The sequence below is a fragment of the Algibacter sp. Ld11 genome (assembly GCF_045066735.1).
Lineage (GTDB): Bacteria > Bacteroidota > Bacteroidia > Flavobacteriales > Flavobacteriaceae > Algibacter.
Map to the genome: position 1 here is coordinate 352,397 of NZ_JBISHH010000025.1, position 12,060 is coordinate 364,456.

A 12,060-nucleotide genomic window follows, 5' to 3' on the forward strand; every position below is an offset into this window, starting at 1 on the left:
ACAAATTAGGCTTTAAAGCCAACAGCCAATAAAAAAATGGAAGTATTAAAAATAGCAACAGCAGGAAGTGTAGATGATGGAAAAAGTACGTTAATTGGACGTATTCTTTACGATACAAAATCATTAACCTCAGATAAGTTAAAAGCGATTGAAGATAAAAGTGAACAATTAGGATATGATTACCTAGATTTTTCTTTAGCGACAGATGGTTTAATGGCTGAAAGAGAACAAGGTATTACTATTGATGTGGCACATATTTACTTTTCAACTAAAAAGAAAAGTTACATTATCGCAGATACTCCTGGTCACGTAGAATATACGCGTAACATGGTTACAGGAGCTTCAACATCTCAAGCTTCTATCGTTTTAATAGATGCTAGAAAAGGTGTTATTGAGCAAACCAATCGTCACTTTTTTATCAATAACTTATTGAGAATTAAAGATGTTGTAGTCGCTATTAATAAAATGGATTTAGTTGATTATTCTGAAGAGGTTTACAATAAAATTAAAGCCGATTTTACAGAATTAATGAACAAAAGAGATTATCAAGATCAAAAAATAACATTTATTCCTGTTAGTGCATTAAAAGGTGATAATGTTGTAAATAAATCTGATAAAATGCCTTGGTACACTGGTGATGCGTTATTGCAGCATTTAGAAGATTTGGATAAAAACGATATCTATAACGTTGGTACGCCACGTTTCCCTGTGCAGTATGTAATTCGTCCTAAAACTGAAGATTTTCATGATTTTAGAGGTTATGCCGGAAAAGTTTACGGTGGTGAATTAAGCGTTGGTGATGATATTATTGTTTTACCATCTAAAACAAGATCTAAAATAAAAGAGATTTATTTTTATGATGAAAAGTATCAAACGGCTTCTAGACGTTCTTCGGTAACCATTACTTTAGAAAACGATATTAATGTATCTCGTGGAGATATGATTGTAAAAGAAAACGATTTACCAAAAATTGATAAGCAATTTACAGCTAATGTATGTTGGATGGATTCTGAAAACTTAACTGTTGGAGGTAAATATATTGTACAACATGGTGTTAATAAAGTATTAGCTAAGGTTGATAGAATTAACCACAAAATTAATCCTGATTATTCAGGAATAGATAAAGAAGCAACATCTTTAGGTGTTAATGATATTGCGTCGGTTTCATTTAAATTAAACAAGCCTATCTTTTTTGATCAATTCAAAAACCATAGAACAAACGGTTCGTTTATTTTAATAGATCCACAATCTAACAACACAGTTGGGGCTGGTTTTATCCAGTAAAAAATAATAAAAAATATTTTTCTAATAAGAAAAAGGTCAGGTATATCATGCAAAGTTTTGAAACAGAAATAGAAAATCCAATAGTACAAAAGGATATCATTGAATTAGCTAATAAAATTGAGCTATTTAACAATGGTAAAATTGATGAAGAAAAATTTAGAAGTCTTCGTTTGGCGCGTGGCGTTTATGGCCAACGTCAAGAAGGTGTTCAAATGATTCGTATCAAGATCCCTTATGGAAAAATGAAAAGTAACCAATTACGCAGAATTGCTGATGTTTCAGATGAATATTCTCGTGGTCGTTTACACATTACAACCCGTCAAGACATCCAAATTCACTATGTAGATTTGCAAAGAACTCCAGAACTTTGGGCAGAACTTGAAAAAGATGAAGTTACAGTTCGTGAAGCTTGTGGAAACGTGGTTAGAAACGTAACGGCTTCGGAAACAGCAGGGATAGATGCTAACGAACTTTTTGATGTATCACCTTATGCGGATGCGATTTTTAAATTCTTTTTACGTAACCCAATTTGTCAAGAAATGGGACGTAAATTTAAAGTGTCTTTTTCTAATACAGACGAAGATACAGGATTATCGTATTTACATGATATTGGTTTTATTGCCAAAGTAGAAAATGGTGTTCGTGGTTTTAAAGTAATGGTTGCTGGTGGATTAGGTTCTCAACCACGTCATGCTGAAGAGCTTTACAGCTTTTTACCTACAGATAAAATTATTCCAGTAATGGAAGGTGTTTTACGCGTTTTCGATCGTTATGGTGAACGTAAAAGTAGAGCTAAAGCACGTATGAAATTCCTTTTAAAGGATATTGGATTAGAGGCTTTTAAAGCTTTAATTGCTGAAGAACAAAAAGCAATTGAATTTAAAACCGTAACTATTGATGCTGATGCTTATGTGGCATCAACACCAGTTTCAGTAGAAGCACCACAAGTTGAAATAAAAGATCAAGCAGCCTTCGATTTATGGAAATCTACAAACCTTATTCCTCAAAAACAGGAGGGATACGTTGCAATTGGTGTTAAAGTTTTATTAGGTGATTTTTATACCGATAAAGCACGTTTACTAGCTAATTTAATTGATAAATATGCTGCTGGCGAAGTGCGTTTAACATTACGTCAAAACATAGTTATTCCTTTTGTAAAGGAAGATTTAGTACCGTTTTTCTATAAAGAACTTGAAAAATTGGGTTTTGTAGAAGCGGGATATAATAAAGCCGTAGATATTACAGCTTGTCCAGGTACAGATACTTGTAACTTAGGTATAGCGAGTAGTACAGGTATCTCTGTAGAATTAGAACGCATGATTACGGAAGAATACCCACAATATTTACAAAATGAAGATCTTGTAATTAAAATTAGTGGATGTATGAATGCTTGTGGTCAACACAATATGGCAAACATTGGTTTTCAAGGAATGACGGTTAGAACACCTGAAAAATTAGTGGCGCCTGCGTTACAAGTTTTATTAGGAGGAGGTAACCTAGGTAATGGAAATGCATTATTTGCAGATAAAGTAGTAAAAGTACCAAGTAAAAGAGGGCCAGAAGCTTTACGAAGAATTTTAAACGATTTTGAAGCGAATGCTAACGGAAAATCTTTTGTAGATTATTATAAAGTAACAGGAGAGCGTTATTTTTATGATTTATTAAACGATTTGCAAGATGTAACTAATTTAACTCAAGAAGATTTTATCGATTGGGGAGAAAATGAGAAATACGTAAAAGAAATAGGAATTGGTGAGTGTGCAGGTGTTGTTATTGATTTAATTGCTACATTGTTCTTTGAAAGTGAAGAAAAAATTGATAATGCTAAAGCTTCTTTTGAAGATGAGGTGTATTCTAGTGCTATATATTATGCTTATCAATCACTAGTTAATTCCGCGAAAGCGTTATTATTAGCTGAAAATAAAAAGACAAATACACACGCTGGAATTGTATCTCAGTTTGATGAATTTTTTATTGAAGGAGGAAAAATTGATTTAGGAACGTCGTTTTCAGAATTAATTTACGAAATCAATAAAAATGCACCAACTAAAGATTTTGCCTTGAGTTATATTGCTAATGCCGATAAATTTTTGGCAGCAGTAAGAGCTTATAGAGAGGCAGAACAAGCTAAGGCATAAGGATACTAAAAAGCAAAAATGAGTATACAAACCCCAATATTAACCATAGTAGGTGCTGGTCCTGGAGATATAGATTTAATTACCCTTAAAGCAATTAAGGCCATTGAATCTGCAGATGTTATTCTTTATGATGCGCTTATTAATGAAGCCTTACTAAAATATGCTGCGGCAGATGCCGAACTTATTTTTGTAGGTAAACGTAGAGGGTGTTATGCTTTTCAACAAGATCAAATAAACGATCTTATTGTATCTAAAGCTAAAGAGAAGGGGCATGTGGTACGCTTAAAAGGCGGCGATCCTTTTATTTTTGGTCGAGGGGCAGAAGAGATTGATTATGTGAGACAATTTGGGGTAGAAACTTATGTTGTTCCTGGTATTTCTTCATCAATGGCAGTGCCTGCTTATCAGGGTATTCCGTTAACAAAACGAGGGTCTTCAGAGAGTTTTTGGGTTATTACCGGAACCACTAAAAAACATCAATTATCTGGTGATGTAGCTTTAGCAGCAAAATCATCGGCAACAGTTGTTATTTTAATGGGCATGGGAAAACTTAGCGAAATTGTAAAGATTTTTTCAGAAGAAAATAAGCAAGATGTTGCAGTTGCTATTATTCAAAACGGTACAAGAGATAATGAAAATGTTGGCATTGGCACAATAAGTTCTATTGAAAGTATTGTGGCAGAAAAACAAATAGCAAACCCTGCTATTATTGTTATTGGTGATGTGGTGAAAGAACGGGCTATTCTATCGTCTGTTGTAGAATCGGTTAATAAAAATAAATAATATGCTAGACGAAGCAGATAAAATAAAAACGTCGAGTTTAGCTGAGAAAGAGAGGAATAATTTATATCCTATTTTTTTAAAAACAAAAAGCTTAAATGTGCTTATTGTTGGCGGAGGAAACGTAGCTGAAGAAAAATTAACGTTCTTATTAAAATCAAGTCCAGATGCACATGTAACCATGGTATCTCCAATGTTTCGAGAAGGAACAAAAACACTTGCAAAAACAGGTTGTGTAACATTAGTTGAAGATGTTTACAAAAAAAAGTACCTTATTGGCAAGCATATGGTTGTTGCTACGACAGATATACCTGAAGTAAATGTGCAAGTTTGGAAAGATTGTAGAGCAGAAGCTAAACTAGTTAACGTAGCCGATAATCCACCATATTGTGATTTTTATATGGGTGGTATTGTAACTAAAGGTAATGTAAAAGTGGCGATTTCTACGAACGGAAAATCACCAACTACAGCTAAACGTTTACGTCAATTTTTTGAGGATGTTATTCCTGAAAATGTAGACGATTTAGTGAAAAATTTAAGCGAGTTTAGAAAAACTATAAAAGGTGATTTTGAACAAAAAGTGGAAACGTTAAACGAGTTCACAAAAGGATTAATAGAAAAAAAAGAGTAATTATATATAAAGCATAGTAAAAATGATTAAAACAGATATACTAATAATTGGCGCGGGGCCAACAGGGTTATTTACAGTATTCGAAGCTGGATTATTAAAACTTAAATGTCATTTAATTGATGCATTACCACAGCCTGGTGGACAATGTTCAGAGTTGTATCCTAAAAAACCAATTTATGATATTCCAGGGTTTCCTGAGATTTTAGCTGGAGATTTAACAAAAAACTTATTAGAGCAAGCAAAACAATTTGAGCCTGGTTTTACTTTAGGTGAACGTGCAGATACTGTTGAAAAACAGGAAGACGGTACGTTTATAGTAACTACAAATAAAGGAACAAAACACCAAGCGCCAGTTGTTGCTATTGCTAGTGGTTTAGGTAGTTTTGAGCCTAGAAAACCGCAACTTGAAAATCTTTCTAAATACGAAGACAAAGGTGTTGAGTATATGATTAAAGAACCAGAAGTGTATCGCGATAAAAACGTGATTATTGCTGGGGGTGGTGATTCTGCTTTAGATTGGTCTATCTTTTTGGCCGATGTAGCAAAAAGCGTTACACTTATTCATAGACGTAATGAGTTTAGAGGACATTTAGATTCAGTTGAAAAAGTTCAGGAACTAAAAGATGCTGGAAAAATAAATCTAATTACACCTGCAGAAGTTACCGATATCTTAGGAGACGGTAAAGTTGAAGCGATAGAAATAACTAAAAAGGATGAAGAACCTTTTACTTTAGAAACCGATCACTTTATTCCTTTATTTGGGCTTTCACCTAAACTAGGACCTATTGCAAATTGGGGATTAGAGATTGAAAAAAATGCAGTAAAAGTTAACAATGCATTAGATTATCAAACTAACATACCGGGTATATTTGCTATTGGTGATGGTAATTTTTATCCAGGGAAATTAAAATTAATACTTTGTGGTTTCCATGAAGCGACTATAATGTGTCAAGCGGCGTATAAAATTATACATCCAGGAAAGAAAAATGTTTTAAAATACACTACAGTTTCCGGTGTAGATGGTTTTGATGGTACTCGTAAAGAAGCTCCTAAGGCCGTAGTTCAAGCTATTACCTAGTAACAATAAACCTTTTTAGTGTTTACTAAAAAGGTCTAAACTAAACACAAGGCATGACTATCCTGCAAGGTTTCCAAAACCTTGCAGGATTTAATGTTTAAAAAAAGAAGCTTTTTAAAAGGATTAGTTTTATTTTTATGAACTGATTAAATACACCATTAAATACAATGGTTTTACACATATAGCAGCAAATGAAAAGTTATAATGTTTGTTTAAAAGACACAGTTAAAGCCTTTACCAAAAAAGTGTTTTATTCTTTGTTCGATTGTGATCACGAAGCAGAACACGCCGAATATTTAGAGAAAACATTCTTGCAAATTCTAGACAAATTAGAAATTGAGAATGGCGAAAAAATATGGAAAACCTTTAAAGCGGAACTTCCAGAAATTAGAAGAAAACTAGATTTAGATGCCATTGCTTTCGAAAATAACGATCCTGCATCGCATTGTTTAGCCGAAATTTATATGGCTTATCCTGGTTTTCATGCTATTTCAATTTACAGATTAAGTCATGCACTTTATAAACTAGGTGTTTACATTTTACCTAGAATGATGAGTGAATATATTCACGGTATTACAGGTATTGATATTCATCCGGGAGCTACTATTGGCGAATCGTTTTATATCGATCACGGTACAGGAATTGTAATTGGCGAAACCTCTATAATTGGAGAGCAAGTAAAAATATATCAAGGGGTTACTTTAGGTGGTATTCAAGTTTCAAAAGATTTGGCTTCTACTAAAAGACACCCAACCATAGACGACAATGTTACCATTTACGCTAACGCTACTATTTTAGGAGGTGATATTGTAATTGGTAAAAACAGTATTATTGGAGCTAATGTTTGGATTACCCAATCGGTACCCGAAGGTTCATTAGTGACTTATCAAACAGAAATTAAAATTAGACCGAAGAAAAATGGCATACGGTAAAACAATATTAGACGAAATAGGGAATACACCTTTAGTTGAAGCAACGCATTTAATTAATAAAGAAGGCGTACGTTTATTTTTAAAGTTAGAAGGAAATAATCCCGGAGGAAGCGTAAAAGATCGCGCTGCTTTCAATATGATTTCTGAAGCTTTAAAACGTGGCGATATTAAAAAAGGAGGCACTTTAGTTGAAGCTACTAGTGGAAACACAGGAATTGCTTTAGCTTTTATAGCACAATTATTAGGATTGAAGATGGTATTAATTATGCCTGAAAACTCTACAGTAGAACGTGTTAAAACCATGCGTGCTTATGGTGCTGAGGTAATTTTAACACCAGCGGATATTGGTATTGAAGGTTCTAGAGATGTTGCTTTTAAATTACGTGATGAAAAAGGGTATACCGTTTTAAATCAGTTTGAAAATGATGATAACTGGAAAGCGCATTATAAAACAACAGGTCCAGAAATTTGGAGAGATACCGAAGGCGAAATAACTCATTTTGTTGCCACTATGGGAACTACGGGAACCGTTATGGGTACTTCAACATTTCTTAAAGAAAAAAAACCGGAGATTGTAATAGTAGGAGCGCAACCTGCTGATGGTGCCAAAATACCTGGTATTAGAAAATGGTCGCCAGAGTATGTACCCAAGTTTTTTGATCGTTCCAAAGTAGATGTTGTTATAGATGTAACCGAGGAAGATGCTAAAAATATAACGCAACGCCTAGCCAAAGAAGAAGGCGTTTTTGCGGGTATGAGTAGTGGCGGTTCTGTTTACTGTGCTTTGCAAATTGCGGAGTCTTTAGAAAGTGGTGTTGTAGTTGCTATTATTTGCGATCGTGGCGATCGTTATTTGTCGTCTAGCCTATTTGAATAGTCTAATAATTTTATAAATATCACAAGGTTAACAATAATATAGTTGTTATTTTTGCAAAAGCAAATCCACAATGGTGGTAACAGTTCATTAATGTAATTGTGTTATCAAGAAAGGCAGAGGGAATAGACCCGTTGAAACCTTGGCAACCCTTTAAGAACCGAGATAACTATCAAGGAAATAAAGAAGGTGCTACATTCTACTTAGTAATTTTTATAATTATTAGACAGATAACGAAAAGTATTTCTTTAACTTTTCTTGATAAAACTTATAATAGAATACAGCGTTTTTGTTAAGTGTTTCGTTCATCAGTATTTTTAATTGCTGTTAACGGAAATAACCTAAAGCGTAAAAAGAAAAGAAAACATGTCGAATATCAGAGAAGCATTAAAAGAGCGAATTTTGGTTTTAGATGGTGCCATGGGTACGATGCTACAAGCTTACAAATTTCAAGAAGAAGATTTTAGAGGCGAACGCTTTAAAGATTATCCAACACCTTTACAGGGCAATAACGATTTACTATCGCTTACCCAACCCGAAGCTATAAAAACTATACATGGTAAGTACTTTGCCGTAGGTGCCGATATTGTAGAAACCAATACCTTTTCGGGAACTACAATTGCTATGGCAGATTACCAAATGGAAGATTTAGTTTACGAACTAAACTACGAGTCTGCAAAAATAGCCAAAGAAGTTGCCGATGAGTTTACAGCAAAAGAACCACACAAACCTCGTTTTGTAGCAGGTTCAATAGGGCCAACAAACCGTACCGCAAGTATGTCTCCCGATGTTAACGACCCAGGATACAGAGCTGTTACTTTCGATGAGTTACGTATTGCATACAAACAACAAGTAGAAGCGCTTATCGATGGAGGAGTAGATTTGCTTTTAGTTGAAACCGTGTTTGATACCTTAAATGCCAAAGCTGCATTATTTGCTATAGAAGAAGTAAAAGACGAACGTGGTATCGATATGCCAATTATGTTAAGTGGTACTATCACCGATGCTTCAGGACGAACTTTATCAGGACAAACAGCTGAAGCTTTCTTAATATCAGTATCTCATATTCCATTACTTTCAGTAGGGTTTAACTGTGCTTTAGGTGCTAATTTATTGCAACCTCACTTAGAAGCTATTGCTTCTAAAACAGATTTTGCTATATCAGCGCATCCTAATGCCGGATTACCAAATGCTTTTGGTGAGTACGACGAAAGTCCTGAAGAAATGGGAGAGCAAATAGAAGAATATTTAAAACGTAATTTAATAAATATTATAGGCGGCTGTTGTGGTACTAGTCCGGAGCATATTCGTGTTATAGCAAATCTTGCTGCCAAGTATAAACCTAGAACTCATGGTGAATTAGTTTAATTTTTAAATTAGAAATTATGATTCTTGAAGTAGCCATATTGAATATAAAAAAAGGATTATCAAGTGATTTTGAAAATGCATTTCAAATCGCTCAGAAAATTATTTCTTCAATGAAAGGCTATATTTCACACGATTTAAAAAAGAGTGTTGAACAAGATGATAAATACATATTATTAGTGCATTGGGAAACGATTGAAGACCATGAAGTTGGCTTCCGTAAATCACAAGAGTATCAACAATGGAAAACGTTGTTACATTCATTTTACGAACCTTTTCCAATAGTAGAACATTATAGATAATGAAGATAAAGCAAACAAAATACATGAAATTGTCTGGTTTAGAACCTTTGGTTTTAAGCGAAAATACCAATTTTATAAATGTAGGAGAGCGTACTAATGTAGCGGGATCTCGTAAGTTTTTACGATTAATTAATGAAGAGAAGTTTGATGAAGCTTTGGATATTGCACGTCACCAAGTAGATGGTGGAGCGCAAATTATCGACATCAATATGGACGACGGTCTTATTGATGGTAAAGCATCGATGGTGCGTTTTCTAAACCTTATTGCTGCAGAACCAGATATTTGCCGTGTGCCTATCATGATCGATAGCTCTAAGTGGGAAATTATAAACGCTGGTTTGCAAGTAGTGCAAGGAAAATGCGTTGTGAACTCTATTTCCTTAAAGGAGGGTGAAGAAAATTTTATTTGGCAGGCCAAGCAAATTAAACGCTACGGTGCTGCAGTTATTGTTATGGCTTTCGATGAAGTTGGACAGGCAGATAACTACCAACGAAGAATTGAAATCGCCGAACGCTCGTATCGCGTTTTAGTTGATAAAGTGGGGTTTCCTTCAGAAGATATTATTTTCGATTTAAATATTTTTCCGGTAGCAACTGGAATGGACGAACATCGCAGAAATGCTATCGATTTTATCGAAGCAACGCGTTGGGTTCGTGAGAATTTAGAAAATGTAAGTGTGAGTGGAGGTGTTAGTAATGTATCTTTTTCCTTTAGAGGAAACAACGGTGTTCGCGAAGCTATGCACTCGGTGTTTTTATATTATGCCATTCAGGCCGGTATGAATATGGGGATTGTAAATCCTGCGCTTTTAGAGATTTATGATGATATTCCAAAGGATTTATTAGAGCACGTTGAAGATGTAATTTTAGATAGAAGAGATGATGCTACCGAACGTTTACTAGACTTTGCAGAAACAGTAAAAGGTTCTAAAGTTGAAAAAGGTGTGGATTTATCTTGGCGAGAAAATCCAGTGCAAGAGCGTATTACACATGCTTTAGTAAAAGGTATTGATGCCTTTATTATTGAGGATGTTGAAATAGCAAGACAAGAAGCAGCTAAGCCTATTGAAGTTATCGAAGGTCATTTAATGATTGGGATGAATGTGGTTGGGGATTTATTCGGAGCAGGGAAAATGTTTTTACCTCAGGTGGTAAAATCTGCGCGTGTAATGAAAAAAGCCGTTGGTTATTTAAACCCGTTTATTGAAGCTGAAAAAGGGGATAAGCAAGAGCCTGTTGGTAAAATATTAATGGCTACCGTGAAAGGCGATGTGCACGATATTGGTAAAAATATTGTGAGCGTTGTTTTAGCTTGTAATAACTACGAAATTGTAGATTTAGGTGTTATGGTGCCGCCAGAAAAAATTATAGAAATGGCCATCAGCGAACGTGTTGACGCCATTGGTTTATCAGGGTTAATTACACCATCATTAGACGAAATGGTGTATTTAGCCAAGGAAATGCAACTTCAAAATTTTGAAGTGCCTTTACTTATTGGTGGAGCAACAACATCTAAAGCGCATACGGCTGTAAAAATTGATACGCAGTATAAAAATGCGGTGGTACATGTTAATGATGCATCTCGTGCTGTTACCGTGGTTGGAGATTTATTAAATAAGAAAACTAGCAACGCTTATGTGGCGAAGTTAAAAGCGGATTATGATGATTTTAGAAACAAGTTTTTAAAGCGTGGTAAAGAGAAATCTTATATTTCTATTGAAGAAGCACGGAAGAGAAAATATAAAATAGACTGGGAAACGTCTAATATTTCTAAACCAAGAGAATTAGGTGTTCAAATTTTAAAACAGTTAAGTTTAAAAGAACTAGAACCGTTTATAGATTGGAGTCCGTTTTTTAGAAGTTGGGATTTACATGGGAAATTCCCTGATATTTTAACCGATGAGGTAGTGGGCGAGCAGGCTACTATTATGTATGCTGAAGCTCAGGAGATGATTAAAGAAATTATTGCCAAGCAACTTTTAAAGCCAAAAGCTGTTTTTGGTTTGTTTGAAGCTAATACTATTAACGATGATGATATTTCGGTTCAGAAAAACGGAAAGGAAATCGCGATTTTTAGAACCTTGCGTCAACAATTAAAAAAACGTGAAGGGATTCCAAATCATGCATTGTCTGATTTTATAGCTCCTAAAGAATCTGGTAGAACGGATTATATGGGCGCATTCTGTGTTGCTATTTTTGGCGCTCAAGAATTAGCCGATAGTTATAGAGCTAAGGATGACGATTATAATGGTATTATGGCACAGGCTATTGCTGATAGATTTGCTGAAGCTTTCGCTGAATATTTACACAAGAAAATAAGATTAACGCATTGGGGTTATGCTGCTGATGAGGATTTGAGTAATACCGATTTAATTAAGGAAAGTTATAAAGGTATCCGTCCGGCACCTGGTTATCCAGCATGTCCTGATCATTTAGAAAAGGAAACAATTTGGGAATTGCTAGAGGTTGAAAAACTAATTGGTGTAACCTTAACGGAAAGTTTAGCCATGTGGCCTGCTGCTGCTGTTTCGGGGTATTATTTTGCTAATCCAGAAGCGAAGTATTTTGGTTTAGGTAAAATAACTGACGATCAGTTAACTGATTATTCTGAACGTAAAGGTATTGATAAGAAAACAGCTAGAAAATGGTTGCATCCTAATTTAGCAGAAGAATAGT

At 34.6% G+C, this 12,060-nt stretch carries 10 protein-coding genes and 1 riboswitch; all 10 genes read left to right on the forward strand.

The genetic code is table 11. The features are described 5' to 3' along the window. Positions 1-36 precede the first annotated feature (36 nt). Positions 37-1,284 (forward strand): sulfate adenylyltransferase subunit 1, encoded by a 1,248-nt coding sequence (locus ACJJV4_RS15185; RefSeq protein ID WP_405295953.1) that lies wholly within the window; start codon positions 37-39, stop codon positions 1,282-1,284. Positions 1,285-1,331: 47 nt separating this feature from the next. After that, the gene (locus ACJJV4_RS15190; RefSeq protein WP_405295955.1) at positions 1,332-3,422 is read left to right on the forward strand and encodes a HEPN domain-containing protein; all 2,091 of its coding nucleotides are present in this window, start codon (positions 1,332-1,334) and stop codon (positions 3,420-3,422) included. Positions 3,423-3,440: 18 nt separating this feature from the next. Then, positions 3,441-4,205, forward strand: coding sequence for a uroporphyrinogen-III C-methyltransferase (cobA, locus tag ACJJV4_RS15195; protein ID WP_405295957.1), 765 nt, complete (start codon positions 3,441-3,443; stop codon positions 4,203-4,205). A 1-nt stretch (position 4,206) separates the two neighbouring features. Continuing rightward, complete coding sequence (locus tag ACJJV4_RS15200) at positions 4,207-4,833, forward strand: bifunctional precorrin-2 dehydrogenase/sirohydrochlorin ferrochelatase (RefSeq protein WP_405295959.1); 627 nt, start codon at positions 4,207-4,209, stop codon at positions 4,831-4,833. A gap of 22 nt (positions 4,834-4,855) precedes the next feature. Next, positions 4,856-5,911: an NAD(P)/FAD-dependent oxidoreductase gene (locus tag ACJJV4_RS15205; RefSeq protein ID WP_405295961.1), complete on the forward strand. Its 1,056-nt coding sequence runs from the start codon at positions 4,856-4,858 to the stop codon at positions 5,909-5,911. Positions 5,912-6,102: 191 nt separating this feature from the next. Then, positions 6,103-6,843, forward strand: coding sequence for a serine O-acetyltransferase EpsC (gene epsC, locus ACJJV4_RS15210; RefSeq protein ID WP_405295963.1), 741 nt, complete (start codon positions 6,103-6,105; stop codon positions 6,841-6,843). Further along, positions 6,830-7,720, forward strand: a complete 891-nt coding sequence (cysM, locus tag ACJJV4_RS15215; RefSeq protein WP_405295965.1) for a cysteine synthase CysM — start codon at positions 6,830-6,832, stop codon at positions 7,718-7,720. Before epsC ends, cysM begins: the two co-directional genes overlap by 14 nt. A 98-nt stretch (positions 7,721-7,818) precedes the next feature. Further along, a riboswitch (SAM riboswitch) is annotated at positions 7,819-7,954 on the forward strand. Between the two features lie 129 nt (positions 7,955-8,083). After that, complete coding sequence (locus tag ACJJV4_RS15220) at positions 8,084-9,085, forward strand: homocysteine S-methyltransferase family protein (protein ID WP_405295967.1); 1,002 nt, start codon at positions 8,084-8,086, stop codon at positions 9,083-9,085. Between the two features lie 17 nt (positions 9,086-9,102). Further along, positions 9,103-9,384, forward strand: coding sequence for an antibiotic biosynthesis monooxygenase family protein (locus ACJJV4_RS15225; protein WP_405295969.1), 282 nt, complete (start codon positions 9,103-9,105; stop codon positions 9,382-9,384). Further along, entirely contained in the window at positions 9,384-12,059 is a 2,676-nt protein-coding gene (gene metH, locus ACJJV4_RS15230) for a methionine synthase (protein WP_405295971.1), read from the forward strand. Before ACJJV4_RS15225 ends, metH begins: the two co-directional genes overlap by 1 nt. Position 12,060 lies beyond the last annotated feature (1 nt).

What these genes read in the sequence shown, in the direction of transcription:
- ACJJV4_RS15185 (WP_405295953.1), top strand. Translation starts at nt 37, where the DNA reads ATGGAAGTATTAAAAATAGCAACAGCAGGAAGTGTAGATGATGGAAAA.
- ACJJV4_RS15190 (WP_405295955.1), top strand. Translation starts at nt 1,332, where the DNA reads ATGCAAAGTTTTGAAACAGAAATAGAAAATCCAATAGTACAAAAGGAT.
- cobA (WP_405295957.1), top strand. Translation starts at nt 3,441, where the DNA reads ATGAGTATACAAACCCCAATATTAACCATAGTAGGTGCTGGTCCTGGA.
- ACJJV4_RS15200 (WP_405295959.1), top strand. Translation starts at nt 4,207, where the DNA reads ATGCTAGACGAAGCAGATAAAATAAAAACGTCGAGTTTAGCTGAGAAA.
- ACJJV4_RS15205 (WP_405295961.1), top strand. Translation starts at nt 4,856, where the DNA reads ATGATTAAAACAGATATACTAATAATTGGCGCGGGGCCAACAGGGTTA.
- epsC (WP_405295963.1), top strand. Translation starts at nt 6,103, where the DNA reads ATGAAAAGTTATAATGTTTGTTTAAAAGACACAGTTAAAGCCTTTACC.
- cysM (WP_405295965.1), top strand. Translation starts at nt 6,830, where the DNA reads ATGGCATACGGTAAAACAATATTAGACGAAATAGGGAATACACCTTTA.
- ACJJV4_RS15220 (WP_405295967.1), top strand. Translation starts at nt 8,084, where the DNA reads ATGTCGAATATCAGAGAAGCATTAAAAGAGCGAATTTTGGTTTTAGAT.
- ACJJV4_RS15225 (WP_405295969.1), top strand. Translation starts at nt 9,103, where the DNA reads ATGATTCTTGAAGTAGCCATATTGAATATAAAAAAAGGATTATCAAGT.
- metH (WP_405295971.1), top strand. Translation starts at nt 9,384, where the DNA reads ATGAAGATAAAGCAAACAAAATACATGAAATTGTCTGGTTTAGAACCT.